Origin of the sequence: Orrella dioscoreae (assembly GCF_900089455.2) — a bacterium.
In the GTDB taxonomy this organism is placed as follows: Bacteria; Pseudomonadota; Gammaproteobacteria; order Burkholderiales; family Burkholderiaceae_B; genus Orrella; species Orrella dioscoreae.
The window spans coordinates 1,971,339-1,997,109 of sequence record NZ_LT907988.1 but is presented as its reverse complement, the minus strand read 5'-3'; the positions used below and the strand labels follow the sequence as shown (position 1 = coordinate 1,997,109).

The 25,771-nt window shown below is 67.1% G+C and carries 32 protein-coding genes, 1 tRNA gene and 1 pseudogene; 28 read left to right on the top strand and 6 right to left on the bottom strand.

Translation table 11 applies throughout. The features are described 5' to 3' along the window. The first annotated feature begins 40 nt into the window (after window positions 1–40). The 19 genes from ODI_RS09335 to ODI_RS09250 all read left to right on the top strand — a co-directional run bounded on the left by ODI_RS09335 (window position 41) and on the right by ODI_RS09250 (window position 8,998). The gene (locus ODI_RS09335; RefSeq protein WP_067753035.1) at window positions 41–787 is read left to right on the top strand and encodes a pentapeptide repeat-containing protein; all 747 of its coding nucleotides are present in this window, start codon (window positions 41–43) and stop codon (window positions 785–787) included. A gap of 1 nt (window position 788) precedes the next feature. Further along, entirely contained in the window at window positions 789–1,193 is a 405-nt protein-coding gene (locus ODI_RS09330) for a hypothetical protein (protein ID WP_067753032.1), read from the top strand. Continuing rightward, window positions 1,190–1,480, top strand: coding sequence for a hypothetical protein (locus ODI_RS09325; protein ID WP_067753029.1), 291 nt, complete (start codon window positions 1,190–1,192; stop codon window positions 1,478–1,480). Before ODI_RS09330 ends, ODI_RS09325 begins: the two co-directional genes overlap by 4 nt. 22 nt (window positions 1,481–1,502) lie before the next feature. Further along, window positions 1,503–2,498 carry a recombinase RecT gene (locus ODI_RS09320; RefSeq protein ID WP_067753027.1) on the top strand — a complete coding sequence of 332 codons (996 nt, stop codon included), beginning with the start codon at window positions 1,503–1,505 and terminating at the stop codon, window positions 2,496–2,498. Next, window positions 2,485–3,252 (top strand): lambda exonuclease family protein, encoded by a 768-nt coding sequence (locus tag ODI_RS09315; RefSeq protein WP_067753026.1) that lies wholly within the window; start codon window positions 2,485–2,487, stop codon window positions 3,250–3,252. Before ODI_RS09320 ends, ODI_RS09315 begins: the two co-directional genes overlap by 14 nt. A 173-nt stretch (window positions 3,253–3,425) precedes the next feature. Further along, the gene (locus ODI_RS09310) at window positions 3,426–3,866 is read left to right on the top strand and encodes a hypothetical protein (RefSeq protein WP_067753024.1); all 441 of its coding nucleotides are present in this window, start codon (window positions 3,426–3,428) and stop codon (window positions 3,864–3,866) included. A 201-nt stretch (window positions 3,867–4,067) separates the two neighbouring features. After that, complete coding sequence (locus ODI_RS09305) at window positions 4,068–4,364, top strand: hypothetical protein (protein ID WP_067753022.1); 297 nt, start codon at window positions 4,068–4,070, stop codon at window positions 4,362–4,364. After that, window positions 4,357–4,611 (top strand): hypothetical protein, encoded by a 255-nt coding sequence (locus ODI_RS22265; RefSeq protein ID WP_067753019.1) that lies wholly within the window; start codon window positions 4,357–4,359, stop codon window positions 4,609–4,611. The genes ODI_RS09305 and ODI_RS22265 overlap by 8 nt, the downstream gene beginning before the upstream one ends. Beyond that, window positions 4,601–5,050 carry an ead/Ea22-like family protein gene (locus ODI_RS09300; RefSeq protein WP_067753016.1) on the top strand — a complete coding sequence of 150 codons (450 nt, stop codon included), beginning with the start codon at window positions 4,601–4,603 and terminating at the stop codon, window positions 5,048–5,050. The genes ODI_RS22265 and ODI_RS09300 overlap by 11 nt, the downstream gene beginning before the upstream one ends. Next, a complete protein-coding gene (locus tag ODI_RS09295; RefSeq protein WP_197707140.1) occupies window positions 5,047–5,631 on the top strand; it encodes a hypothetical protein in 585 nt (194 codons plus the stop codon). The genes ODI_RS09300 and ODI_RS09295 overlap by 4 nt, the downstream gene beginning before the upstream one ends. Then, a complete protein-coding gene (locus ODI_RS09290; RefSeq protein ID WP_067753013.1) occupies window positions 5,628–6,026 on the top strand; it encodes a hypothetical protein in 399 nt (132 codons plus the stop codon). The genes ODI_RS09295 and ODI_RS09290 overlap by 4 nt, the downstream gene beginning before the upstream one ends. Beyond that, complete coding sequence (locus tag ODI_RS09285; RefSeq protein ID WP_098020884.1) at window positions 6,023–7,141, top strand: hypothetical protein; 1,119 nt, start codon at window positions 6,023–6,025, stop codon at window positions 7,139–7,141. The genes ODI_RS09290 and ODI_RS09285 overlap by 4 nt, the downstream gene beginning before the upstream one ends. Further along, on the top strand, window positions 7,138–7,548 hold the full coding sequence (locus ODI_RS09280) for an HNH endonuclease signature motif containing protein (protein ID WP_098020854.1): 411 nt from the start codon (window positions 7,138–7,140) through the stop codon (window positions 7,546–7,548). The genes ODI_RS09285 and ODI_RS09280 overlap by 4 nt, the downstream gene beginning before the upstream one ends. Beyond that, window positions 7,545–7,940, top strand: a complete 396-nt coding sequence (locus tag ODI_RS09275; RefSeq protein ID WP_098020853.1) for a hypothetical protein — start codon at window positions 7,545–7,547, stop codon at window positions 7,938–7,940. Before ODI_RS09280 ends, ODI_RS09275 begins: the two co-directional genes overlap by 4 nt. Window positions 7,941–7,960: 20 nt before the next feature. Further along, entirely contained in the window at window positions 7,961–8,134 is a 174-nt protein-coding gene (locus ODI_RS09270) for a hypothetical protein (protein WP_157929740.1), read from the top strand. Further along, complete coding sequence (locus ODI_RS09265) at window positions 8,121–8,330, top strand: hypothetical protein (protein WP_067752978.1); 210 nt, start codon at window positions 8,121–8,123, stop codon at window positions 8,328–8,330. The genes ODI_RS09270 and ODI_RS09265 overlap by 14 nt, the downstream gene beginning before the upstream one ends. Beyond that, window positions 8,323–8,514, top strand: a complete 192-nt coding sequence (locus ODI_RS09260; RefSeq protein WP_067752975.1) for a hypothetical protein — start codon at window positions 8,323–8,325, stop codon at window positions 8,512–8,514. The genes ODI_RS09265 and ODI_RS09260 overlap by 8 nt, the downstream gene beginning before the upstream one ends. Next, complete coding sequence (locus ODI_RS09255; protein ID WP_067752972.1) at window positions 8,511–8,750, top strand: hypothetical protein; 240 nt, start codon at window positions 8,511–8,513, stop codon at window positions 8,748–8,750. The genes ODI_RS09260 and ODI_RS09255 overlap by 4 nt, the downstream gene beginning before the upstream one ends. Continuing rightward, window positions 8,747–8,998: a helix-turn-helix transcriptional regulator gene (locus tag ODI_RS09250; protein WP_231968225.1), complete on the top strand. Its 252-nt coding sequence runs from the start codon at window positions 8,747–8,749 to the stop codon at window positions 8,996–8,998. Before ODI_RS09255 ends, ODI_RS09250 begins: the two co-directional genes overlap by 4 nt. Here the strand turns inward: ODI_RS09250 and ODI_RS09245 are convergent. Next, a complete protein-coding gene (locus ODI_RS09245; protein WP_067752966.1) occupies window positions 8,995–9,984 on the bottom strand; it encodes a tyrosine-type recombinase/integrase in 990 nt (329 codons plus the stop codon). The genes ODI_RS09250 and ODI_RS09245 overlap by 4 nt on opposite strands. A gap of 178 nt (window positions 9,985–10,162) precedes the next feature. Further along, window positions 10,163–10,249 (bottom strand) — tRNA-Leu (locus tag ODI_RS09240). A gap of 95 nt (window positions 10,250–10,344) precedes the next feature. On the opposite strand from ODI_RS09240, the gene dapC reads away from it, so the two are divergent. The 7 genes and pseudogenes from dapC to ODI_RS09205 all read left to right on the top strand — a co-directional run bounded on the left by dapC (window position 10,345) and on the right by ODI_RS09205 (window position 17,309). Continuing rightward, window positions 10,345–11,541, top strand: a complete 1,197-nt coding sequence (gene dapC, locus ODI_RS09235) for a succinyldiaminopimelate transaminase (protein ID WP_067752963.1) — start codon at window positions 10,345–10,347, stop codon at window positions 11,539–11,541. A 128-nt stretch (window positions 11,542–11,669) separates the two neighbouring features. After that, window positions 11,670–12,491 carry a 2,3,4,5-tetrahydropyridine-2,6-dicarboxylate N-succinyltransferase gene (dapD, locus tag ODI_RS09230; RefSeq protein ID WP_067752960.1) on the top strand — a complete coding sequence of 274 codons (822 nt, stop codon included), beginning with the start codon at window positions 11,670–11,672 and terminating at the stop codon, window positions 12,489–12,491. Next, window positions 12,491–13,630: a succinyl-diaminopimelate desuccinylase gene (dapE, locus tag ODI_RS09225; protein ID WP_067752958.1), complete on the top strand. Its 1,140-nt coding sequence runs from the start codon at window positions 12,491–12,493 to the stop codon at window positions 13,628–13,630. Before dapD ends, dapE begins: the two co-directional genes overlap by 1 nt. Window positions 13,631–13,662: 32 nt before the next feature. Continuing rightward, the gene (gene prmB, locus ODI_RS09220) at window positions 13,663–14,559 is read left to right on the top strand and encodes a 50S ribosomal protein L3 N(5)-glutamine methyltransferase (RefSeq protein ID WP_067752956.1); all 897 of its coding nucleotides are present in this window, start codon (window positions 13,663–13,665) and stop codon (window positions 14,557–14,559) included. Continuing rightward, window positions 14,556–16,490, top strand: coding sequence for an ATP-binding cassette domain-containing protein (locus ODI_RS09215; RefSeq protein ID WP_098020882.1), 1,935 nt, complete (start codon window positions 14,556–14,558; stop codon window positions 16,488–16,490). Before prmB ends, ODI_RS09215 begins: the two co-directional genes overlap by 4 nt. Before the next feature lie 122 nt (window positions 16,491–16,612). After that, window positions 16,613–16,905, top strand: a pseudogene (locus ODI_RS09210) (type II toxin-antitoxin system MqsR family toxin). Window positions 16,906–16,907: 2 nt separating this feature from the next. Further along, window positions 16,908–17,309 carry a type II toxin-antitoxin system MqsA family antitoxin gene (locus tag ODI_RS09205; RefSeq protein WP_067752954.1) on the top strand — a complete coding sequence of 134 codons (402 nt, stop codon included), beginning with the start codon at window positions 16,908–16,910 and terminating at the stop codon, window positions 17,307–17,309. A 13-nt stretch (window positions 17,310–17,322) separates the two neighbouring features. On the opposite strand, the gene ODI_RS09200 is transcribed toward ODI_RS09205, so the two are convergent. Further along, on the bottom strand, window positions 17,323–18,387 hold the full coding sequence (locus ODI_RS09200; protein ID WP_408635942.1) for a YeiH family protein: 1,065 nt from the start codon (window positions 18,385–18,387) through the stop codon (window positions 17,323–17,325). A gap of 200 nt (window positions 18,388–18,587) precedes the next feature. Between ODI_RS09200 and ODI_RS09195 the strand changes: the two genes are divergently transcribed. Beyond that, window positions 18,588–19,505 carry a LysR family transcriptional regulator gene (locus ODI_RS09195; RefSeq protein ID WP_067752952.1) on the top strand — a complete coding sequence of 306 codons (918 nt, stop codon included), beginning with the start codon at window positions 18,588–18,590 and terminating at the stop codon, window positions 19,503–19,505. 65 nt (window positions 19,506–19,570) lie between these two features. Here ODI_RS09195 and ODI_RS09190 read toward each other — a convergent pair whose 3' ends face one another. Together ODI_RS09190 and ODI_RS09185 are read right to left on the bottom strand one after the other, a co-directional pair. Then, window positions 19,571–21,844 (bottom strand): UvrD-helicase domain-containing protein, encoded by a 2,274-nt coding sequence (locus tag ODI_RS09190; RefSeq protein WP_067752950.1) that lies wholly within the window; start codon window positions 21,842–21,844, stop codon window positions 19,571–19,573. Further along, window positions 21,841–23,064 (bottom strand): DesA family fatty acid desaturase, encoded by a 1,224-nt coding sequence (locus tag ODI_RS09185; RefSeq protein WP_067753004.1) that lies wholly within the window; start codon window positions 23,062–23,064, stop codon window positions 21,841–21,843. The genes ODI_RS09190 and ODI_RS09185 overlap by 4 nt, the downstream gene beginning before the upstream one ends. 414 nt (window positions 23,065–23,478) lie before the next feature. Between ODI_RS09185 and ODI_RS09180 the strand changes: the two genes are divergently transcribed. Next, entirely contained in the window at window positions 23,479–23,889 is a 411-nt protein-coding gene (locus ODI_RS09180; protein WP_067752947.1) for a hypothetical protein, read from the top strand. Between the two features lie 16 nt (window positions 23,890–23,905). Here ODI_RS09180 and ODI_RS09175 read toward each other — a convergent pair whose 3' ends face one another. Continuing rightward, complete coding sequence (locus ODI_RS09175; RefSeq protein ID WP_067753001.1) at window positions 23,906–25,345, bottom strand: RsmB/NOP family class I SAM-dependent RNA methyltransferase; 1,440 nt, start codon at window positions 25,343–25,345, stop codon at window positions 23,906–23,908. Window positions 25,346–25,771 lie beyond the last annotated feature (426 nt).

Genomic DNA, 25,771 nt, shown 5'->3' with positions numbered 1-25,771 from the left:
CCACCCACAACCGCCCCGGTTGTCGGGGCCAGGAGCAGTCATGAAACACCAGATCAAAAACCGCTTCACCGGCGCTGTACTGTTCGAAGCGGACGTGCCCGAGGGCACCGAAAGCGGGATCATTGCCCGCGTGGCGCTGGAGCAGTCCGTGGCCGCTGGTGCCAACCTGCGCGATGCCAACCTGGGCGGTGCCGACCTGCGCGATGCCAACCTGGGCGGTGCCGACCTGCGCGGTGCCAACCTGCGCGGTGCCAACCTGGGCGGTGCCGACCTGCGCGATGCCAACCTGGGCGGTGCCGACCTGCGCGGTGCCAACCTGCGCGGTGCCAACCTGGGCGGTGCCGACCTGCGCGATGCCAACCTGGGCGGTGCCGACCTGCGCGGTGCCAACCTGCGCGGTGCCAACCTGGGCGGTGCCGACCTGCGCGATGCCAACCTGGGCGGTGCCGACCTGGGCGGTGCCGACCTGGGCGGTGCCAACCTGGGCGAACTGGGGTCCATCTGGGACACGGCCGGCAACCGCGCCGAGATCAAGAGCCTGCAACTGGAAACCTGGGGCGTCACCTACACCGCCACCCACATGCAGATCGGCTGCCAGCACCACACGCTGGAACGCTGGTGGGGATTCAGCGACGACTGCATCCGCCGTATGGACGAGCGCGCGCTGGAATGGTGGCGCAAGTGGAAGCCGGTCATCCAGCAGATCGTCGCCATGTCGCCGGCCGTGCCGGGTGGCGCCAAGCCTGCTGAGCCCGTCGAGCAGCCGGCCGAGTCCGAAGAGGCCTGACATGCTGAGCCTTAACGACTACCGCGACGACGCGGCGCGCACGGCGGACCACGGGCACTTTGCTCACGAGGGCACGGGCCCGAACCATGCTGAGCTGGTGGAAGAGGCCAAGCAGGAGATTCTCATCGCTCTGGCCCGCGATCTGTGCCTGATATGGATTCACGGCGGCACGCCGGGGCGCGCATGGCCGGTTGCCGACCAGCTGTACGACACCACCGGCGCGCACCTGGAAAAGCTATTCGCCGATGCCTGCGCCATCACCCGGCCTGGTTCAACGTTCGGCCAGATCGGTGAGGCGTGGTGGCGCTGGCAGCAGGCTTCCATAGCCGCTCTGGCCGAGAGCATCGCCGACCACCGCATGGATGGCGGCCGCGCTGTGTGGGTGAAGCGTGAGGTGTCGCGATGATCCCAGCCCTGCCCCTATCCGTCATCGAATCCTGGCTGCTGGCCTCTGCCGCCGTGTTCGTGGTCTGCGCGCTGGTGGTCTTCGCCATGGCGCTGATGCTGCCCGACGTCGAAGCCCCAGAACTGGACCCGCCCGAGCCGCGCGCGTCGCGCTGGTCGTCCAAGGAGCGCATCGAGACCACGCTCTGGGCCGTCGCGCTGGCCGCGGCCATCGCCATCGCGTGCGGAGCCATCGGGCCGACGCTGGACCGGTACGACGAGCAGCGGATCAACAGCGCTTCCCACTGACCCTTCTCCATCACACCCCACCATGAACAATATCGCCGTCATCCAGCAGGACATCTACGGCACCCGCGAAGAATTCGCCGCGGTGCTGACCGACCAAAGTCTGAACTTCGACAAGGAGGCCGGTTTCGCCATCCAGGTGCTGCAGGGCAGCGACTACGCCCTGGGCATCGCGATGCAAAACCGGCAGTCGGTCATCAACGCGGTGACCAATGTTGCCGCCATCGGCATCAGCTTGAATCCTGCAAAGAAGCAAGCGTACTTGGTGCCGCGCGACGGCCGCATCTGCCTGGACATCAGCTATATGGGCCTGATGGATCTGGCTATCGCGACCGGCTCAATCCGCTGGGGACAAGCCCGTGTCGTGCACGAACACGACCACTTCGAACTCGATGGCTTCGACAAACAGCCGGTGCATCGCTACGCGCCGTTCTCCAAGCAACGCGGCGAGATCGTTGGGGTCTATGTGGTGGTGAAGACGGCCGACGGCGACTATCTGACCGACACCATGTCTGTCGACGATGTGAACGCCATTCGCGATCGCAGCAGCGCGTGGAAGGCATGGGTATCCAAGAAAAAATCGTGCCCTTGGGTCACGGACTGGTCCGAAATGGCCAAGAAAACCGTGGTCAAGCGTGCATCCAAATACTGGCCGAAAAACGACCGCCTGAGGCAAGCCATCCACCACCTCGACACCGAAGGCGGTGAAGGTCTGGCAACCACGGCCCAGCACCAGGCCGATCCGGATCTGCTGCCGCGCCTGCTGAAGGCGGTGGAAGCCGCGCCGGACGCCGACGCCCTGGCCAAGGTCTGGAAGGACGGTCTGGCCGAGGTGAGGCCGACCAATGACCAGGGCCTCTACAACGCCTTCAAGGCGGCAGTGAGCCAGCGCGGCGCCGTGCTGCGCGATGAGGCCACCCGCACCGAGACGCCGCCCGACGACGGCAAGACCATCGACGAGGGTGTCAGCCAGTTCGCTCAGGAAATGGACAACGCGGGAGACGGCCATGCAGATCATTAATTGCGAGCAGGGCAGCCCCGAATGGCACGCCGCGCGCGCTGGCGCCATCACGGCCAGCATGTTCAAGACGGCGCGCACCAGGGTCAACGAGTTGGACGAGCGGCAGGCCTTGTATGTGGCCTACGTCAAGGCCGGCATGACTGAAAAGGAAGCCGCCACGAAGGCCGGCTACAAGGCCGCGCCCAGCGCCGAGGCGGTCAAGCGTGCGCTGGCAGGCGAGAAGGTCGGCGACTGGTCGGACACGGCGAAGAACTACGCGTTCCGGCTGGCGGTCGAGCGCATCGCCGGCGCGCCGCTGGATGAAGGATTCGAGACCTGGCAGATGGCGCGAGGCCACGAGTTGGAGCCCGAGGCCCGAATGGAGCACGAGATGGCCACCGGCCTGGTGGTCGACCGCGCTGGGTTCGTGCTCACCGATGACGGCCTGTTCGGCGCAAGCGCTGACGGCCTCTTCGGCGAGGACGGCGGCTCTGAATACAAGTGCTTCGTGGCGCCCGATCGCCTGCGCGCCTTCCACATCGACGGCGACGCCAGCGAGGTCATGGACCAAGTGCAAGGCTGCATGTGGATCACGGGCCGCAAGCGCTGGCACCTGGGCCTGTACTGCCCTGCCCTGGCGCCCATCGGTAAACAGCTCTGGCTGCGCGAGTTCGCGCGCGACGACGACTACATCGAATCGATGGTCGATGACCTGCTGGCCTTCGCCGGCCTGGTCGACAGCTACGAGCAGACCCTGCGGCAGAAAGCCGCCTGATCTCCCCGGCCGGCGCCGCAACCGAGGCCCCCTGGCGCCGGCCACCCTATTCCCAGCCTCCCAACCACCTGGAGCATCCCGCATGTTCAGCCTGCAAGAGCAAACCGCCACCCTGGCACACAGCGTGACGCCCGCCGCCGAGAAGCAGGGCAACCTGCTGGACGCCTGACGCCATGCCCGCCTCCCGCAAACCGCGCCACAGGCAGCGCCAGACCATCGTGCGAGTGCCGATGATGCGCCCGCTCAAGCAGCAGATCAGCGATGACATGCATCTCGCGCTGTTTGTGCTGCGCACGGCACCGCACGACGACGCACGCACCGACCTGGCCGCGACGTTCAACACGGTGTCGGTCGCCATCGAGAACGACGCGCGGTTTGCGGAAGAGCGGGCCCACCTGCTGGCGGGCGCGCTGTGCCTTCAGGACTACACGGCGCCCGCCGCACTCACCGATCAACAACTGGCGACGCTCGCCCACACCTGCAGCGTCATCGACACCATCCTGGGCCTGTTCGACGTGGCAACGCTTTGGGCGGCTGAGAAGACCGCCGTGGCGCTGGCGCGGCAGGCCCGGGCCGCTTCGACCAAAGGGGCAGACACATGCGCTCCCCGTTAACCGCGGTCGACTGGCTAGCATCCGCGCGCCACTGGCGTGAGTGCGCAATGGCAATGGAAGGCCGGGCAACGCCCGCCGGCTATTCGACAGCCGCTGTGCTGGGCAGCATCCCCTACACCCGCGCCGAGTGCATTCGCCGCGCTCGGCTCTGCATCTACCTTGCGCGGCGGTCGAACCGCGCTACCACTCAAGGAGCCTGACATGGGCGAGAACATCAAGAAGATGAGCCGCAAGGAATGGAACCACGACGAGATTTCCTTGGAGGCTATCAACGCCGGGAGCCTGCAGCGCATCGCAGACGCCACGGAGAAGATGGCGCAGCGTCACACCGAACTGATCCGTCAGCGCGACGATTTCGAACGGTCCGCCAACTACTGGCGCGGCCAGTTCGAACAGAAAGACTTCAACATCCGCTCGCTCAAGGGCCAGATCACCAAGCTTCGCAACAAGCTCGCCGCCGCCACCGCCCGCCATACGGAGGGAGCAAGCGATGCGTAGCCGCTGCACGCTGCACAAGACCCGTCTGGCCGCGTTCCAGACGTTTTGCGAGGGTCGCGGCTGGACGGCAGAGCCGACCAAGGGCGACTACGAGGTTCTGCGAATGCGCCACCCCGACCGAAGATTCCCGCTGATCGTGCATGACCGCCACGATGCACCAGAACACTACACGACGTGGGGCGAGAGCGCGCGGATGCTCGGTCCGTTTCTCCGCGCCCGCACCCAGGAGTCAAGCCATGACCGTTGATACAGCCAAGCTGCGCGAGCTGATCGCGAAGGCAACGCCGGGGCCGTGGGTCGCCAAAGACTCGCGCGGCGCAGGCCTGGAAATCTACGCCGATGTCGGCACCCAAATGCGTGGCGAGAAACGCGAATGGCCGTTCTTCAGCACTGGTAACGCCGATGTCAAGCAGGGCTTGATCGCCTACGAACAATGGGTGCAGTTCCCCACCGAGAAGCTGAACAACATCCAGGCCTGGAATGCGGCATACATCGCGGCCTCCAACCCCGTCACCCTGACCGCCCTGCTCGACGCCCTGGAGCGCAAGGACGCGGAGGTGGCGCGGCTGAGGGAGGCGCTGGAGGAAATCGCGTCCCCAGAATGGCCTGCGGGCACTCGTGTCATCGAACTCATGGAGATCGCCCGCGCCGCCCTCTCCACCCAAACCGAACAGAGGGAAGCGTGAGCACGGTCGCGGTTCTCTTCGCGCGCCAGGACAGCATCTACAAGACTCTGCCCGACTGCGACGTGTACGACATCGACCGCGACGCCAGGACGTTCCCCGGCGGCATGCCGGTGGTGGCGCATCCCCCGTGCAGGCTGTGGGCGAAGCTGCGACAGTTCGCCAAGGCTGCCGATCCAGTGGCCGAGCGGCAGTTGGCGGTCGATGCAGTCGGCCATGTGCGCCAGCTCGGAGGCGTTCTGGAACACCCTGCCGAGTCGACGCTGTGGGCTCACATGGGCCTGCCCCTGCCCGGTCGTTCGCCTGATGCGTTCGGCGGCTGGACGGCGCAGATCCGGCAGTGCGACTGGGGTCACAAGGCCGAAAAGCTCACATGGCTGTACATCGTCGGCGTCCACCCGGACGACCTGCCCGGCATGCCGCCCCGCGGCGAACCCACCGGCGTCATCAAGCCGCAGCGCGGCGTGCCCCGCACCCTCCCCATCGTGACCAAGGCCGAGCGCGAGCATACCCCCCCCGATCTGGCCCGCTGGCTCGTTGAGCTGGCTCGCCGCTGCACCACTGAGAAAAGGAAAGCAGCATGACCACCCCCACCCCTGAATCCCAATCCTCCCTCCAGGCCCAGGCCAGCGCACCGGCAACGGACGGCCTGCAAGCAGTGGCGTGGAGGCACCTCAACGAAGAATCGAATTCCTGGACCATAACGACGAGCGCTGATATCGCCGCCATCATGCGCGAGCATGGCCGAAGGGTGGAACCGCTTGGCGTCATCTCCCCCACTCCCCCGGCAGCGCTCGACCAGCAGGCAGTGCGGGATGCTGCGCTGGAAGAGGCGGCGCAGGCGGCCTATCTGCGTCTGCATCCGAACAACGAACGCAGCGACTGGACGGAATTCGCTCACGATCAAGCGAAAGACGCCAAAGCAGCAGCCGACGCCATCCGCGCCCTCAAATCTACCAATGGAGGCGATGCCAAATGAGCAACCCCTACACCGACGCAGCAGCCAGCCGCGATGCACTGATGCACGCCATCGTCAAAGCCGGCCAGAACTCCGGCATCATCCGCAAGGATTTGGAGTCCGTCAGCGAGTCGCAATGCCTGCACATCTTGGAGTGCTTGACGCAACACAGTGACGACCTGACCGTGGCGTATCTGGGCGGCGCGCAAGCTGAGCGGGAGCGGCAGGAGCAGGCCGCGCCGAGCGATGACGTAGTTGCCTGGATGACCGAAGACGGTCGCACCTGCAACGCGAAATCCCGCGAGGGCATGCACGACATCACGAAAGCCTCGTTTTGCATCCCGCTGGCCCGCCACGGTGCGCAGCCTGCCGCTGGCAGTCGTGAACAGATCGAGGCCGAGCAACGCGCTCGCATGGCCGAGAAGTTCGCAGGGCGCAACGGCCCCGCTACGGCGGATTTTGATCTGCCCGCCCCCAATGACGAAATGGCGCAGCCTGCCGCGAGCGCGGAGCCGTTGGCCGTGCTGCGCTACGAGCGTGCCACGCCCGGACGCGAGAACGAGATGCCGCGTGTGCTGTCCTGCAACAGGCTTCCGGACGGCGAATACCGTGTCTATCTCTCCCCCGTTGCCGCCCAGGCCCGGCCCACCGAGAAATGTGGAGTTCTGCCGCCACTTCCTCCGTATTCCGATGCGCTGCTTGCGAAAGCGCCTACCGCCATCGAGAAATTCGTGGCCGACCACGAGCCCGCAGGTGATGACGACGAGCCTTTTCGGACCCAACTGGAGGCGGCATTGCAACAGGCATTTGACCTGGGACTCGCCGCCCAGGCCAGCGGGCAGGCGCAGGACGCAGTGGCGCACCAATTCAGTATCGAGGGCGTGGTGCATTTCAAGCGCTCCGACCCTGCGGAACAGGTTTGCGTCTGCTGCCCGCAGGGTGGAGGGCACATTTTCAGCCGTGGCGTGCATTGGGACGCCTGGGAAACCGGGTATCCCGAGCACTTCGGCAACGGCGCGAATGTGCTGGTGATGCGCCATGCCACAGACCTAAACGCGAACGAAGGGAAGCGCGTCCGTCTCACGGTGGAAGTGCTCGACGCCGCGCGCCAGGAGAGCAAGGGAGGCGAAGCATGAGCAGCCCTTGCATTGAATGGACCGGGCGCCGAGACGACTGCGGCTATGGGCGCGTTCAGGCGGGCGGCCGCTCCGTCGGTGCTCACCGGCTGGCATATGTCAGAGCAAACGGGCTTTTCCTTGATGACATCAAGGGCCTCGTCGTCATGCACAAGTGCGACAACCCGTGCTGCCACAACCCGGACCATTTGCTGCTAGGCACGAAAGGCGACAACAACCGAGACCGGGCTGCCAAGGGGCGCAACGCGATATCGGAACGGCGGAAGCTCAGCAACCAAGAAGCAGAGGCCATCCGAGCCGCCTACATCCCCAACAACAGGGACCACAGCCAGAGAGCGCTAGCAAAGAGATATGGCGTCACCCAACGCGTCGTCCTGCGGATCGTAAAGGGAGTGAACTACAAATGATCAAAGACATTCAACTGCCCGAAAGCGACTTGTGGGCTGTGTTCCACGGCGCGGCTCTGTATGGGATTTACTCCAGCCCCGCCGATGCCCAGACAGCCATCGACGTGGTGCCCAAGACCCGGGGGCCATCGGCGCTGTATACCGCCGATCAGGTGCGCGCCGCCGTTCTCGCTGATCGGGAGGGGCGGCAGCAGTGGCAGCCTATCGAGACGGCGCCGAGGGATGGCAGCACAATCCTGTTGCGCGGCAAAGGGGATCACCGGATCGCCGATGGCTACTGGTTGCAGGCAGCCTATAACGGGAATGGCGCATGGGTATGGCCCTACGTCCATAGCGAGCCCGTGACGTGGATGCTTGTGCCCGCCGACGCCCAGCGCGCCAAGGAGGAATGATGCGGCCAATCCAGGAATTCATGCTCCGCCACACCGTGCGCATCCTGGGCGACCAGACGGCAGCCGCCCGTGCGCTGGAAGAAGCCGAGCGCCGGCGCGCTGCTGGCGAGGATGTCGCCTTCTACTGCGATGGGAACACCATCATCGTTGGCCCACGCCAGAAGCAGGAGGGAGAGAGCAATGTCAATCGCTGACCGAATCGCCGGCATCCCGCGAGGCCTGCCGGGCATCCAGCGCAGTGCCATCGACGCCTACCGGTGCGGGCATCAGGAGGCTATCCAGGCCGCTGTCCGCATCGGGGTGGATGCTGACGAGGCCATTCGCGAGCTGCGCGAGGAGCGGGACCGCCTGGCCGCCCGCGTGGCTGAGCTGGAGGCCCGCAATGGCTGAAATCCTCGCCAAGCGCCTGCTCTTGCAGGCCGTCCACGACCTGACCCAGCGCAGCTGCCCCACCGTCGACTCGTTCGCCGCGATCATCGACGCGCTGGAACGGGTCATGTCCGCCGAACTCGGCACCACCATCCACCTGCGGGTCATGGCGAAAGTGGCCGACCTGCCGAAGGGGAAAGCATGAAGAAATTTGCAATGACGCTGAATTTCTCCTGCTTGATCGTTCGCTTGATCCCGGCAGGATTTGGCATCGGGGCCTTATCCCACATGCTCACCGGATCCGCGAATGGCTGGCAGTACTTTGCTGCCTCCGGCGTTCTCGCAGCGCTCTATTTCTTTGCGGCGATCCTGGAGGTTGCGACCGACCAGATTCTAAGGAAAGAAAAAGAGTCCCAGTCATCAACCAAACCCGCAGCATGACCCACACCCAACGCATCATCGAGACAACCAGGAAAGCATGGAGGCCCGGCATGGAAGGCCAATTCATTACCCACCAAGACATCGCCCGCAAGCTGAACCTGAACGCCGATCACGTTCGGGACCGGCTCACCCACCGGCCCGGATTCCCTGCCGCGTACACATTCGGCGGCGCACGGCGCTGGAAGGAAGACGACATCGAGGAATGGATCGAGCAGCAGCGCCAAGCCAAGCCCGCGCGCCGGGCCTAGTCCAGCTTCTTGGCGATGTCTGCCGCGCTCTCGCGGTAATAGATCATCAGGCTGCGCGGGTCCCGGTGCCCCACCATCCTCGCCAGCTCCAGCACCGACAGTTTCTTCGATAGTCTGGTCAGCGCCGTGGCGCGCGCGTCGTGGAACGTGGCGCCCTCAACCTGGGCCAAGGTTCGGCCTGAACGGAAATAGGCGTCCCGCAGGCCATCGGTCAGGGTGAAGACGCGCACCGGGTCCAGCCCCTTCATATCCTCGAACAGCCTGACAGCCGCCGTCGACAGCGGCACCTCGCGTCGGTCGCCGTTCTTGGTGTCATGCAGGCGGGCCACCCGGGCCTTCAGGTCAACGTCCGCCCACTCCAGCCCGATCAGTTCCCCGGATCGCATGGCCGTCTCGATGGCCAGCAGGAACGCCACGCCGGTCTGCGCCCGCTTGTCGCGAGGCGGCTGGCCAGGCACATAGCCCAGGGCCAGAACAATCCGGCCTATCTCGTCTTGGGTGTAGATGCGCTCTCGGTTCTTGCCCTTGGGCGGGATGTGAATCTGGGCCCAGGGGTCTTCCTTCACGTTGCGCCATTCCTTGCGCGCGTAGCGCCACGCCGTGCGCAGCAGCGCAATGTCGCGCCGGACGCTGGCCTGCTTCACCTCGGTGCCGCGGCGGTCGCGCCACTCGGCCAACTCGTCCGGGGTGATCTGGTGGATGTGCTTGGCGCACAGGGTCAGTTCGTCCCGCAGGAACTTGTTGAGGCGAACCTCTTCCCAGCGGCTGCCCTTGTGGCTGACAGCCACCTCGTCGCGGTAGCGCTCCAAAACAGCCTGCAGCGTCTTGGGAATGAGCCCGGCCACCGACACGCCGGCTATCTCCGATTCGCGCCTGGCCGCCCACTCCTGGGCCTCGCGCTTGGTGCCAAAGGTCTTGCTTTCGCGGATGCCGGACTTGCTGACCTCTGCCCGCCAGACATCGCCCCGCTTTCTGAATGTGCCCATCCCCTACCCCGTGCCGGACGCCTTGGCGTAATCCTTGGCGTATTCCTGGCGTAGCAAAGTAGGCGATTTAGTGGGGAATCGTCAAAACGGTAGGACGTTGACGGAATCCGGGGGACTCGAAACCGCCTATGATGTTGGCTGTTGTTGGCGTAACGCCAAGGCTGTGGCATCAGAGAGGTGGTGCGAAGGGGGGGACTCGAACCCCCACACCTGTTACGGCGTCAGGACCTAAACCTGGTGCGTCTACCAATTTCGCCACCTTCGCTTGGGAACCTGCCTGATGCGTTGCGCGATGGACAAAGAGACAAAGCTGTCCATGGGCAATCCGCGATTGTAGCTTGCTTGTTAGAATTCTGCCCCATGAACCCACGTCTCGACGCTCTGCAACCCTATCCCTTCGAAAAGCTGCGTGCCCTCATGGCCGAAGCGGGCACACCGCCGGAGGGCTTGCGCCCCATCGGCCTGCAGATCGGCGAGCCCAAGCACGCTGCCCCGCAGCGGGTGAAGGACGCCCTGTCCGCCTCGCTGGACGGGCTGTCGGTGTATCCGCCCACCAAAGGCGACCCTGCCCTGCGCACGGCCATTTCGCAGTGGATCTCGCGCCGCTACGACCTGCCCGCGCCCGACGCGGAAACGCAGGTGCTGCCGGTGCTGGGCTCGCGCGAGGCCCTGTTCGCCTTCGCGCAGGTGGTCATCGACCCCAGCCGTCCGGCGCGCGTGGTCTGCCCCAATCCGTTCTACCAGATCTATGAAGGCGCGGCGCTGCTGGCCGGCGCCCAGCCCTACTTCGTGAATGCCGACCCGGCGCGCGACTTCGGCTGCAACTGGGACCGCGTGCCCGCCGAGGTGTGGGCGCAGACCCAACTGCTGTTCGTGTGCTCGCCCGGCAACCCGGCCGGCAACGTGATGTCGCTGGACGAGTGGCGCACGCTGTTCGAACTGGCCGACCGCCACGGTTTCGTGATCGCCGCCGACGAGTGCTATTCCGAGATTTACCTGGACGAGGACGCCCCTCCCCTGGGCGCGCTGCAGGCGGCACGCCGCCTGGGCCGCAACGATTATCGCGGCCTGGTGTGCTTCTCAAGCCTGTCCAAGCGCTCGAACGTGCCTGGCCTGCGCTCGGGTTTCGTGGCGGGCGACGCCGCGCTGATCGCGCGCTTCCTGCTGTACCGCACCTATCACGGCAGCGCGATGAGCCCCATCGTGACGGCCGCCAGCATCGCGGCCTGGAACGACGAGGGCCACGTCGAGGACAATCGCGCCCAGTACCGCGCGAAGTTCGATGCCGTGCTGCCGGTGCTGGAACCGGTGCTGGACGTGCGCCGGCCGCAGGCCTCCTTCTATTTGTGGGCGGGCACCCATGGCTCGGATACGATCTTCACGCGCGACCTGTACGCGCAGACGGGCGTGACCGTGCTGCCCGGCAGCCTGCTGGCGCGCGAGGCGCACGGCGCCAATCCGGGCGCGGGCCGCATCCGCATCGCGCTGGTCGCGCCGCTGGCCGACTGCCTGGAAGCCGCCCACCGCATCGCTGATTTCGCGCGGCGGCGGCGCTAGGCGCCAGGGCGGCCCTGCCGCCCGCGCCGGCATCCCGCCACGCATCGCTCTTTTCCCGCGCCTGCTGTTCCGCGCACTCCCATTCCGCATTTCCCTCCGATTACCCATCTGAAGACGCCAGAGCCATCATGACCCTAGACCTGCAATCCACCATCGAACAAGCCTGGGAAAACCGCGCCGACCTGTCGGCCGCCGCCTGCGACGCCGCCGTGCGCGAAGCCGTCGAGTACACGCTGCACGCCCTGGACGAAGGCCGCCTGCGCGTGGCCGACAAGAGCACCGGTGACTGGGTGGTCCATCAGTGGATCAAGAAGGCCGTGCTGCTGTCGTTCCGCCTGCAGGACAACCACGTGGTCGGCCAGGCGCCGCTGCAGTTCTACGACAAGGTGCCGCTCAAGTTCGCCGAGTACGGCGAAAGCGCGTTCAAGACCGGCGGCTACCGCGTGGTGCCGCCCGCCGTCGCCCGCCACGGCGCCTTCATCGGCCGCAACGTCGTGCTGATGCCTTCCTACGTGAACATCGGCGCCTACGTCGACGAAGGCACGATGGTCGACACCTGGGCCACCGTCGGTTCGTGCGCCCAGATCGGCAAGAACGTCCACCTGTCGGGTGGCGTGGGCATCGGCGGCGTGCTGGAGCCGCTGCAGGCCAACCCCACCATCATCGAAGACAACTGCTTCATCGGCGCGCGCTCGGAAGTGGTCGAAGGCGTGATCGTGGAAGAGAACTCGGTGCTGGCCATGGGCGTGTACCTGTCGCAAAGCACGAAGATCTATGACCGCGCCAGCGGCACGATCACCTATGGCCGCGTGCCCTCGGGCTCGGTCGTGGTGCCTGGCTCGCTGCCCTCCAAGGACGGCAGCCACAGCCTGGCGTGCGCCGTCATCGTCAAGCGCGTGGACGCGCAGACCCGCGCCAAGACCAGCATCAACGATCTGCTGAGGGCCTGATGACGCAATCCGCCGTGCTGGCGCTGGTCAAGGACCTGATCGCCCGACCTTCCGTGACACCCGAGGATGCCGGCTGCCAGACGGCGCTGGCCGAGCGCCTCGCGGCCTCGGGTTTCGTTGCCGACACGCTGGCCGAAGGCGGCGTCACCAATCTCTGGCTGCGCCGCGGCACGGCGCAGCCGGTGCTGGTTTTCGCGGGCCACACCGACGTGGTGCCGACCGGCCCGCTGGAAAAGTGGACGAGCCCGCCCTTCACGCCCACGGAACGCGACGGTCGCCTGTACGGACGCGGCGCGGCGGACATGAAAAGCTCGATCGCCGCCTTCACGATCGCGGCCGAGGAGTTCGTGGCCCGGCATCCGGACCACGCGGGCTCCATCGCGATGCTCATCACCTCGGACGAGGAAGGCCCGGCCGTGCACGGCACCGTGAAGGTGTGCGAAGCGCTGCTCGCGCGAGGTGAAAAGCTGGACTACTGCATCGTGGGCGAGCCGACCTCGGGCAAGGCCCTGGGCGACGTGATCAAGAATGGCCGCCGCGGTTCGCTGTCGGGCAAGCTGACGGTGCGCGGCATCCAGGGCCACGTGGCCTATCCGCAACTGGCGCGCAACCCGGTGCACCAGGTGGTGCCCGCGCTGGCCGAGCTGACCGTGCGCGAGTGGGACGCGGGCAACGAGTATTTCCCGCCGACGACCTTCCAGATCTCGAACTTCCACGCCGGCACCGGCGCGACCAACGTCGTGCCGGGCGAAGCGGTCATCGACTTCAATTTCCGTTTTTCCACCGCCAGCACGCCGGAAGGCCTGAAGGACGCCGTCACGCAGACGCTGGACCGCCACGGCCTGGAATACGACATCGCCTGGACGCTGGGCGGCGAACCGTTCCTGACGCCGCGCGGCTCGCTGAGCGAAGCGCTGTCTTCGGCCATCCAGGACGAGACGGGCGTGACGACCGAGCTGTCCACCACGGGCGGCACCTCGGACGGCCGCTTCATCGCCAGGATCTGTCCGCAGGTGGTGGAGTTCGGTCCGTGCAACGCGACCATCCACCAGGTCAACGAGAACATCGAGGTGGCCGACCTGGAACCCCTGAAGAACATCTACCGCCGCACGCTGGAAAACCTCCTGCTGCCGCGCTGATCCTTCCGTACCCTGCCCTGACGCCCTTACCCATGCCCGCTACCGAACGCAAAGAACTGCTGACCCTGCGCGACCTGCTGCGCTATGCCGTGACGCGCTTCAGCGCCGCCAAGCTGGCTTTCGGCCACGGCACCGACAACGCCTGGGACGAGGCCGTCTACCTGACGCTGCACACCCTGCACCTGCCCCCCGACACGCTGGAACCGTTCCTGGATGCCCGCATCCTGCCGTCCGAGCGGGAGCGCGTGCTGAGCGTCATCGACCGCCGCGTCCAGGAACGCGTGCCGGCCGCCTACCTGACGCAGGAAGCCTGGCTGCGCGGCCATCGTTTCTACGTGGACAAGCGGGTCATCGTGCCGCGTTCTCCCATTGCCGAGCTGCTGGAAAGCGGCCTGTCGCCGTGGGTCGATCATCCGGACGACGTATCGCGTGCGCTGGACATGTGCACGGGCTCGGGCTGCCTGGCCATCCTGGCCGCGCTGGCCTTTCCCTATGCGCAGGTCGACGCCGTGGACACGTCCGAAGACGCACTGGCCGTCGCGCGCTGCAACGTGGAAGACTACGGCCTGCAGGAGCGCCTGACGCTGCATCGCAGCGACCTGTTCTCGGCGCTGCCCAAGGCGGCCTACGACGTGATCGTGTGCAATCCGCCCTATGTGAACGCCACCTCCATGGACGCCCTGCCGGCCGAGTTCCGTCACGAGCCGTCGCTGGCGCTGGCCGGCGGCACCGACGGCATGGACCTGGTGCGGCGCATCCTGGCCGCCGCGCCCGACTATCTGTCCGAGCGCGGCGTGCTGGTGCTGGAAATCGGCCACGAACACGCGCACTTCGCCGCGGCCTTTCCCGGGCTGGAGCCCGTGTGGCTGGAAACCGAGGCGCAAGGCGACCCGATCCTGCTCCTGACCCGCGAGCAACTGCTGTCGTGATCCGTGCTTCTGGCCTGACCCTGCGGCGCGGCACGAAAGTGCTGCTGGACGCCGCGGACTTCGTGATCAATCCCGGCGAACGCGTCGGCATCGTCGGCAAGAACGGCGCGGGCAAGTCCACGCTGTTCGCCCTGCTCAAGCACGAAATGGACCAGGACGCCGGCACGCTGGACGTCCCGGCCTCCTGGCGCATCGCCAGCGTGCAGCAGGAATACGCCGCCACCGACCAGCCCGCCCGCGAGTTCGTCATCGACGGCGACACCCGCCTGCGCAGCCTGCAGGCCGAGCGCGACGCGCTGGGCGAGGACGGCGACGGCACGCGCATCGGCGAGCTGGAAGCCCTGCTGACCGAGGCCGGCGCCTGGAGCGCGGCGTCGCGCGCCGAACAACTGCTGGCCGGCCTGGGTTTCAAGCCACACGAATGGATGGCGCCCGTCACGAGCTTTTCCGGCGGCTGGCGCATGCGCATTGCCCTGGCGCGCGCGCTGATGGCGCCCTCGGAACTGCTGCTGCTGGACGAGCCGACCAACCACCTGGACCTGGACGCCATGCTCTGGCTGGAACGCTGGCTGGGCGCCTATGAAGGCACGGTGCTGCTGATCTCGCACGACACCGAGTTCCTGGACGCGGTGGCGCGCCACATCCTGCATTTCGACCAGGCCAAGCTGGTGCGCTATCGCGGCGGCTACGAAGACTTCATCACGCAGCGCGCCGAGCGCCTGCGCCAGTCGCGTGCCGCCTGGGATCGCCAGACCCGCGAAACCGCAAGGCTGCAAGGCTTCATCGACCGCTTCAAGGCCAAGGCCTCGAAGGCCAAGCAGGCCCAAAGCCGCGTCAAGGCATTGGCCCGCATGGAAAACCTGGCGCCGCTGCACGCGGAGGCCGGCATCGACATCCGCATTCCCTCGCCCGACAGCATGCCCGATCCGCTGCTGGTGCTGGAAGGCATGCAGGCCGGCTACACCCGTGCGGATGGCGAGCAGACCGCCATCCTGCGCGACGTGAAGCTGATGGTGCGCGGCGGCAGCCGCATCGGCATCCTGGGCGCCAATGGCGCCGGCAAGTCCACGCTGGTGAAGGTGCTGGCCGGCGAGATGGCGCCCCAGGCCGGCACGCGCCAAGCTTCCCGCGGACTGGAAATCGGCTATTTCGCCCAGCAGCAGCTGGACGTGCTGGACCTGCAGGCCACGCCGCTGGCGCACCTCATGCGCCTGGCGCCCGAGGCCCGCGAGCAGGACCTGCGCAACTACCTGGGCGGCTTCGGTTTCTCGGGCAATACCGTGCTGGACCCGGTGGGCCCCATGTCTGGCGGTGAAAAGGCGCGCCTGGCGCTGTCGCTCATCGTCTGGCAGAAACCCAACCTGCTGTTGCTGGACGAACCCAGCAACCACTTGGACGTGGAGACGCGCGAAGCGCTGGCGACGGCGCTGGCCGAGTTCGGCGGCAGCATGCTGATGGTGTCGCACGACCGGCACTTGCTGCGCACCACGGTGGATTCGTTCTGGATCGTGGCCGACGGCACGGTGCGCGAGTTCGACGGCGACCTGGAGGACTATCGCGACTGGCTGGCCCAGCGCACGGCGCAGGACCGCCGTGAACAGGCCGCCGAGAACCGCGCGCAGGCCGACGGACAGGGCGTCGACCGCAAGGCCCAGAAACGCCAGGAAGCGGAAGAACGCCAGCGCCTGTCGGTGCTGCGCAAGCCGCTGGAGAAACAGCTGGCCAAGGTCGAGGCGGAGATGGAAACCTGCCGCCAGCGCGTGCAGGAACTGGACGCCCGCATTGCCGACCCGGAGCTGTATACGGATGCGCGGCGCGACGAGCGCCAGAAGGTGATGGCCGAGCACGGCGAGTCGGCCAAGCGGCTGGGCGAGCTGGAGGAAAGCTGGCTGGGGCTGCAGGAGCAGATCGAGGCGTTGTCGGCGTCGTAGCGTCTGATCTCGGGAATCCCTGATAGGCCGAGACAAAGGCCGTTGCCATGATCATGGCAACGGCCTTTTTATTACCCAGCCATTAACCAACTTGCCAAATTAAACCTATCAGGTTAATTTGTATGGAAAAGGGCACTCCGCATTGCAAGTTATCGGCAATCAGGGCGATGGTCGAAAGGGGACATGTCCGCACAACGGCTTCCGCACTGGCCGGCGCTGCTGCGCTGGGCCTGGATTTCCGCGGAATGATCAATGTGGTCACCGCACTGACGCCCCAGGACTTCCACAAGAGCATGACCACACACGCCGACCAGCGCATCTGGCAAGACGTGTACCGATGACAGCTATGGGTAAGGTCTATCTGAAACTCACGGTCATTGATGACGTGCTCATCGTGTCCTTCAAGGAACTGTGACCATGCAATGCCCTCTCTGCGCACAGGCGGAACTGAACCATGACACCCGCGATCTTCCCTATACCTACAAGGGGGAAACGATCGCGATTCCGGCCGTGACGGGCGACTACTGCCCCGCTTGCGGGCAAAGCCTGCTCGGCACCGTCGAATCAGCACGTGTCAGTGCGGCGATGCTCGCGTTCAATCGGCAGGTCAACGCGGGCATCGTCGACCCGGGTTTCATCGTCAGCGTCAGAAAGAAGTTGGGCCTGGATCAGCGGGAAGCCGCCGAGATTTTTGGAGGCGGCGTCAATGCGTTCTCTCGCTACGAGAACGGCAAGACCAGACCGCCATTGGCCTTGGTCAAACTGCTGAAGGTGCTGGATCGCCACCCCGATTTGTTGAGCGAAGTGCGCGAGGCCTGATCTGCCCGGCGGATCAACCCAGCAAGGCGTGCACCGCCACGCCCATCAACGCACCGCCCGCCACCAGCCAGACCAGCAAGCCCGCCGCCAACGCCAGCGGCCTGGCACCCGCGCGGCGGATGGCGCCCACCCGCGTGCATGCGCCCAGCGCGGCCATGGCCATGGCCAGCACGAACATCCCCAGCGCCGCGCCCGCCGCACGCAGCGGTTCCGGCATCACGCCCAGGGAATTGACGCCCGCCATTGCCACGAAGGCCACGGCAAACCAGGGCACGGCCACCTTGCGGGCAGCGCCGGCATCCGGCGCATCCTTGCGCGCCAGCCACGCCGACAACAGGATCAGGAACGGCGCCAGCATCATGACGCGCACCATCTTCACGATGACGGCGCTGTCAGCTGCCTGCGGACCGGCGGCGCTGCCGGCCACGACCACTTGCGCCACTTCGTGGAGGGTGGCGCCCACGAAGAGGCCGTAGCCGCGCGCATCGACCAGGCCCGGCCAGGCCTGCTGCAGCCAGGCAAAGGCCACGGGATAGAGGAACATCGACAGCGTGCCGAAGGCGACGACCGTCGCAATGGCCACCGCGACCTGGTCGGCGCGGCCTTTCACCACGGGCTGCGTGGCGAGCACGGCCGCGGCCCCACAGATGGCGCTGCCCGCGCCGATCAGCATCGCGGTGCCGCGCTCCAGCTTGAAGAGCCGCAAGCCGGCCCAACAGGCCAGGCCGAAAGTGCTGGCCACGACCAGCGCGTCGAGCACGAGGCCGGCGGCGCCCACGGCGGCAATGTCCTGGAAGGTCAGCCGCAAGCCGTACAGGATGATGCCCAGGCGCAGCAGTTTCTGGCGCGTGAGATCCAGGCCAGGTGCTGCGCGTGCGTCCAGGCGGGCCGGCAGCAGTGCCCCGGCCGCCATGCCGAACAGGATGGCCAGCGTGAGCGCGCCCAGGCCACGCGATTGCAAGGCAGGCAGGCTGCCCAGGCTGGTGGCGGCCAGCGCGATGAGGGTGGCCAGCAGCACCCCGGGCGCGTGCCCGCCAATCCAGCCGCCCGGCCAGGCGCCCGCAACCTGGCGCGACAGGCTGGCGGCGGCGAAGGGCGAGGAATGGGCGGAGGTGGGAGGCACGACGAGGACGCTGGCGAGAGGATTCAAGACCCGACGCACGTCCAGGAAGCACACGCGCCGTTCGATATGACCCACACTTTGCCTTTCGCTCGCTTATCTGCAAAACAGGTTATATCGTTATGGCTTAACGAAATAAGCGATAAGCTGTCTGCCTCATGCACCTGACCCTGCGCCAACTCGAGATCTTCGTCGCCATTGCCGAGACCGGCAGCACCTCGGCCGCCAGCCAGCGCATCGCGCTGTCGCAGTCCGCGGTCAGCGGCGCCTTGCGCGAACTCGAGCATCTGCTGGATACCCAATTGTTCGACCGGCTGGGCAAGCGCCTGTCGCTGAACGACACCGGCCGCGCGCTGCTGCCGCGGGCGCTGGTGGCGCTGGAGGCGGCGCGCGACATCACGCGCAGTTTTGAAGCGGGCGCGGCGGCAGGCGGCGCGGCCGGCGAGCAGCCCGTGCATCTGTGCCTGGGCGCCAGCACCACCATCGGCAACTACCTGGCGCCGGCGATCATGGCGGACTTCCTGTCACGCCGGCCGCAAGCCACGCTGGACCTGTTCATCGGCAACACGCGGGAAGTGGCAGCGGCCGTGGCCCGCCTGGAAATCGACCTGGGACTCATCGAGGGCCCGTGCCACGACCCCACGCTGCGGGTCACGCCCTGGCAGGAAGACGAGCTGGTGGTCGTGTGCGCGCCGGGCCACCCCCTGGCCGCCCTGCCCCCCGCCGCGCGCACGCCGCAGGCGCTACGCGCGGCGCGCTGGCTGCTGCGGGAGGCCGGTTCGGGAACGGGTGAGGCAGCAGAGCGCATCCTGCTGCCGCAACTGGATCATTTCGAACGGCCCTTGCGGCTGGGCAGCACCGAGGCCATCAAGCAGGCGGCGGCCCAGGGCCTGGGACTGGCCTGCCTGTCGCGTTGCGCGGTGGAGGACCTGCTGGCGCTGGGGCGATTGACCGTGCTGGACACCCGCCTGGGCACGCTGTCGCGGCGCCTGTATCTGGTGCAGCATCCCGCACGCCGGCTGTCGCCGGGCATGCAGGCCTTCCTGGCCTGCTGCGGCGTCACGACGGAAACCTGAGCCTCGATGCAAAACCGGCGCCCTCAGGCGCCGGTTTCGCTGGTGCCGCACTTGCCGCGTGTGCGTCAGCTGACGATCTCGAGCTTCGCGATACCCAGGGCCAGCGTCTTCATGCCGGCGTCGCGGAACTGGATCTGCGCCTGGGCGTCCTGCGCCGAGCCCGACAGCCCCAGCACGGTGCCTTCGCCAAAGCGCGCATGCCGCACGCCCGTGCCGATGCGGAAGTGCTGGTCGCCCACGGTGACGCCCGTGGTGACGCCACGCGATTCGCGGGGTGCGATGCGGCCGGTGGCGGCGCGGCCGAACGCATCGCCCTGGCGGGAGCCGCCCCAGGCATTGTCCTGCATGCGCGGCGCGGCCACCTTGGGGCTCAGCCACTTCAGATGCTGCTCGGGAATTTCCTGCAGGAAGCGCGAGCGCATGGCGTAGCGCGTCTGGCCATGCAGCATGCGGCTCTGCGCCAGCGTGATGGTCAGGCGCTCGCGCGCCCGCGTGATGGCGACATACATGAGGCGCCGCTCTTCTTCCAGGCCCGAGGCATCCAGGATGCTGTTCTCGTGCGGGAAGAGGCCCTCTTCCATGCCGGTGATGAAGACCGAGTCGAACTCCAGGCCCTTGGCCGCGTGCACGGTCATGAGCTGGATGGCGTCCTCGCCCGCCTGCGCCTGGTTGTCGCCGGACTCCAGCGAGGCATGGGACAGGAAGGCGGACAGCGGCGACAGGCCGGCGGCGAGATTGGGCGCGGCATCGATATCGGCCGACACGCTGTCATCGACGGGCCGCGGCAGGCCCGAAGGCAGGCCGTGGCTGCTGTCCTCGCCCGAGAACACCGCGGCGGCCGTGACCAGTTCGCCCAGGTTCTCGATGCGCTCGGCACCTTCGCGCTCACCGCGATAGTGCTGCAGCAGGCCGCTGTGCTCGATGACATGCTCTACCGCTTCCGGCAGCGGAAGCTGGCGCGTGTCCTCGGCCAGCTGGGCGATGAGCCTGACGAACTGGATCAGGTTCGAGCCGCCCTTGCCGGGCACGCGCGCCACGGTGGCGTTCAGGCTGGCGCCGTCGGCGCGGGCCATGTCGACCAGCGTTTCCATGGTGCGCGCACCGATGCCGCGCGCGGGGAAGTTCACCACGCGCAGGAAGGAGGTGTCGTCGTCCGGATTGGCGATGAGGCGCAGGTAGGCCAGCGCATGCTTGATTTCCTGGCGCTCGAAGAAGCGCAGGCCGCCATAGACCTTGTAGGGAATGCCGGCGGTGAACAACGTGTGCTCGATGACCCGCGACTGCGCATTGCTGCGGTACAGGATGGCGATTTCGCGGCGCTCGCGGCCTTCGTTGATCTGGGCGCGGATCTCGTCGACCACCCACTGGGCTTCCATGCCGTCAGTGGGCTGCTCGATGACGCGCACCGGTTCGCCCGCGCCTTGGGACGTCCAGAGGTTCTTGCCCAGGCGGCCGCTGTTGTGCTCGATCAGCGCATTGGCGGCGTCCAGGATGTGGCCATAGGAACGGTAGTTCTGCTCCAGGCGGATGACCGTGCCACGCGCGTAGTCGCGCTCGAAATCGGCCATGTTGCCGACGTTCGCGCCACGGAAGGCATAGATGGACTGGTCGTCGTCGCCCACGGCGAAGAGGCTGGCGCCACCGCCCGCCAGCAGCGTCAGCCAGCGGTATTGCAGCGTGTTGGTGTCCTGGAACTCGTCGACCAGGATGTGCCGGAAGCGGCGCTGGTAGTGCTCGCGGATGGGCGCGTTGCGAGACAGCAGTTCATAGGCGCGCAGCAGCAACTCGGGGAAGTCGGCCACCCCTTCGCGCTGGCATTGCGCTTCGTACAATTCATAGATCTCGATCATGCGCCGCGTATGGTTGTCATACGCTTCCATCGCCCCCGGGCGCTCGCCCGACTCCTTGGCGTGGTTGATGAAGCGCTGCACGTCGCGCGGCGGATACTTCTCGTCGTCGATGTTCGCGCCCTTGATGAGGCGCTTGATGGCAGCGAGCTGATCGGTGGTGTCGAGGATCTGGAAGGACTGCGGCAGGCCCGCGTCGCGGTGATGCGCGCGCAGCAGCCGGTTGCACAGGCTGTGGAAGGTGCCGATCCACAGGCCGCGCGTGTCGATGGGCAGCAACGACGACACGCGCGTCACCATTTCACGCGCTGCCTTGTTCGTGAACGTGACGGCCAGCAGCCCAAATGGACTGGCCTGGCCGGTTTGAATCAGCCAGGCCATGCGGGTGGTGAGCACCCGGGTCTTTCCGCTGCCCGCCCCGGCGAGCACGAGGGCGTGTTGCGGTTTGAGTGTGACGGCGGCGCGTTGTTCCGGGTTGAGCTGCTCGATCATGCCGCGTAGCGGCGCAGTCGCAGGGCGAACTGCTCGAGGCCATCGATGCCGCTTTGCTGCGCGCGCTGGCACCAGGCCTGCAGGTCATGCAACAGCTGCTCGCTGCTGGCGCTGGAGCTTTCCCAGAGACGGCCCAGCTCGGCGCGCATCTGCACCAGCGTGGCCAGCGCGGGGCTGCGCGTGACGGCCTGGTCGATCTCGGCGCGCTGTTGCGGCTGCAGGCTGTCTTCCGAGATACGGACCCAGTTGCGGGCGCGCTTGAGCACCGACAGCGACTCGCCGTGCTTGGCGGAGGAATCGCCTTGCAGGCGGGCGATTTCCTGCGTGCAGGCACGCTTCATGAGATCGGCATAGCGCGCCATGATTTCATAGCGGTGCGTGATGACGCCCTGCAGCGTGCCCAGGTCGACGGCGGGCTTGCTGCCGGCGGCTTCCAGCTTGAGCTTGGGCGCGACCTTCTTGATCTTGGCCAGGCCGAAGAAACGCAGGATGGAGATGTACATCCAGCCGATGTCGAACTCGTACCACTTGCTCGAGAACTTGGCCGAGGTGCCATGGGCGTGGTGGTTGTTGTGCAGTTCCTCGCCGCCGATGATGATGCCCCAGGGCACGAGATTCGTGCTGGTGTCCGGGCTGGCGAAGTTGCGGTAGCCGACGAAGTGGCCGATGCCGTTGACGACGCCGGCGGCCCAGAAGGGAATCCAGGCCATCTGCACGGCCCAGACCGTCAGGCCCAGGGCGCCGAACAGGGCGACGTCGATGGCCAGCATGATCAGGATGCCGCCCATGCTGTGGCGCGTGTAGACGTTGCGCTCCATCCAGTCATCGGGCGTGCCGTGGCCGAACTTGGCCATGGTTTCAGCGTTGTTCGACTCTTCGCGATAGAGCTCGGCGCCGCGGAACAGCACCTTCCAGATACCGAAGATCATGGGCGAATGGGGATCGCCTTCGCGTTCGCACTTGGCGTGGTGCTTGCGGTGGATGGCCACCCACTCCTTGGTGACCATGCCGGTGGTCAGCCACAGCCAGAAACGGAAGAAATGCGACACCGCGGGGTGCAGGTCGAGGCCCCGGTGCGCCTGGCTGCGGTGCAGGAAGACGGTGACCGAAACGATGGTGATGTGGGTCAGCACCAGGGTGATGAGCACGACTTGCCACCAGGATGCCTGGAGCAGGCCGCCCTTGATGAAATCGAGCGCGTAGGAAAACACGGAATCCATGAATGTCATGAGGTCTCGCTGGTAGATTGGCGGGCAGTGTAGCCCACCTGACAATCCTGTGACAGGTCGTACACGAAAAAGTTTTTGCGCAAAATCAAAGCCTAACTGTTTGTTCTGGCAGGGATTTCAGCGTGCGACCATCAGGAATGTCGGTGCCCGGAATCTGCCGGGCCAGCCGGCCAGGAGAACGCCCGCGTCGCGGGTGGCTGGCCTTGCGGCATATTGGCCGGGGAGAATTCACCCGGTCCGCCGTCTTGATACCTGCTATTTTCCTACGAAATGCCTTCCGTGTCGCCCTTTCCCCCTACTGTCGGGTCTGATTTGTCCATCCCTTACGCCGCCGCCCCGGGACGCCGCCTCGCGACGTCCCCTTTTCACCACAATCGCGTCCTGTGCGGAAGGAATCGCCTGCGCATGGTGGCCCTGTCGGGCTGCCTGATGGCAGGCCTGCTGCCGGAACTGGCAGGCGCGGCGCCCGACACGCCCGGCATGGAAGGCCCGCGCCGGCATTTCGGCCAGGCCGACAGCACCGCGCCCGTCAGCCTGGCGCGTTACGCGGAAGTCCGCGCGCAGACTTGCCAACCCCTGATGGCGCCGGTCGTGACGCTGGAGGAGCGCCCGGCGGGCGGACGCCTGTGGGTGGCCCAGGGCACCACCGTGCTGCAGGTGCGGGGGTGCCCGCCGCTGAAGACGCCGATGAGCGAGGTGATGTACGACGCCGGCGCCGCGGCCGGCTTCCAGGACGTGGGTTGGCGGGTGCAGTGGCAGTGGCCCGCGCCGCGCGTGGAAACGGTGCGCGGGCGGGTGACGGCCACCGGCCGTTAGTGGGTTAGCTCAGGCGTCAGGCGTCGCGGGGCGGCGCATCCGGCTGTTCGCCGGCATCCGCCACCGGCGCGGCCTCATCCGGCGCCTCGCCGGGTTCGGCGTCCGCCGTCTCCCCACCCGGGGCTTGCTCGTCCAAGGTCTCGCTGGCTGCCGCGCTGGCAGCCTCGATCACCGCCTCGGCCTGCGCGGCCGCCGCCACGCCGGCAGCCGCCTCGGCCCCGCCCTTGCCGGATGCCGGCTTCACACGCTCCAGCACGGCGGCGAAGAAGCCATCCGTGCCATGCACGTCGGGACGCAGCTTCAGGAACGGTCCATCCAGCGTGAGATCGGGCGCGCGCGCGGCCAGGATCTCGCCGGCATCGCGCTGCACGAACTCGGGATGGCGGGCCAGGAAGGCGCGCACCTGTTCCTCGTTTTCCTCGGGCAGCAGGCTGCACGTGGCGTAGATCAGGCGTCCGCCCGGCGCCACGCAACGCGCGGCGCTTTCCAGGATGCGCTTCTGCAGCGCGCACAGCTCATGCAGGGCCTGCACGCTCTGGCGCCACTTCAGGTCGGGATTGCGGCGCAGCGTGCCCATGCCGCTGCACGGCGCGTCGACCAGCACGCGCTGGGCCTTGCCGGCCAGGCGCTTGACGCGCACGTCGTTCTCGCCGTCGATGGCCACGGGCACCACGTTGGACAGGCCGCTGCGGGCCAGCCGCGGCTTGCCGCGGGCCAGGCGCGCGGCCGACACGTCGAAGGCATAGAGCCGGCCGGTGGAGCGCATCAGCGCGCCCAGCAGCAGCGTCTTGCCGCCCGCGCCGGCGCAGAAATCGATGACCATTTCGCCGCGCTTGGGCGCGACCAGCGCGGCCAGCAGCTGGCTGCCTTCGTCCTGGACCTCGATGAGGCCATGCTCGAACTGCGGCCAGCGATTCAGCGGCGGGCGGCCCGACATGCGGATGCCCCAGGGCGAATACGGCGTGGGACGCGGATTGTGCTGCGGCATGCCCTTGACCAGCGCGGCCAGCATCTCGTCGCGCTCGGCCTTCATGGGATTGACCCGCAGGTCCAGATCGGCCTGCTGGTTCAGCGACTCGCGCAGGGGCTGGGCGTCGGGCAGCAGCGCCAGGCGCTCATCCAGCCAGTCGGGCAGGCTGTCGCGCACGGCGGGCGGCAGCGTATCGAGGTCGATGCTGGTGACGCGCGCCAGCCACTCCTGCTCGGGCGGCGTGAGCACGGCCTTGACCGCCTCGGCGTTGCCCGTATTGTAGAGACCCAGGATGGCCAGGCGGCGCACGGCGTGGCCCACGCCGCTTTCGCCGAACTGGCGGTAACGGCGCAGGTTGCGCAGGATGTCGTAGACCGCCTCGGCCAGCTCGGCGCGGTCACGCACGCCCAGCTTGGGATGCGCGCGCAGCCAGTGCGACAGCGAGGCGTCGGCCGGGTATTCCCAGGTCAGCACCGTTTCCAGCACGTCGCGCAACTGCTCCAGACGCCAGGCGGCGGGGGCCAGGCGCGGACGCTGCGGCGCGGCAGGCTTGGCGTCCTGGGGCGCGGCGGCGCGACTCGCGAAGTCGCGCTGCTCGGCGGCGTCGACGTTGCGCGGCGCGGTCCAGGCGCCGCGCGCGGGCGGCATGGCCGCGCGCGGCGACTGGGGAGGACCGCCACGGCTGGCGCCGCCGCGGTCGTTGCGGTTACGGTCATTGCCGCCGTGGCTGTTGCCACCACGGTCATTGCGGTCGCCACCGTAGCGCTCATCGCGACCACGATCGTTGCCCCGTTCCGGGCGGCCACGCGAGGCGTCCTGGCCACCACGCGGCTCCCAGTTGCCACGGCTGTCGCCGGACGCACGGTTGTCACGCGGGGGGCGGTTGTCGTACGAAGGACGGCCATCGCGTGG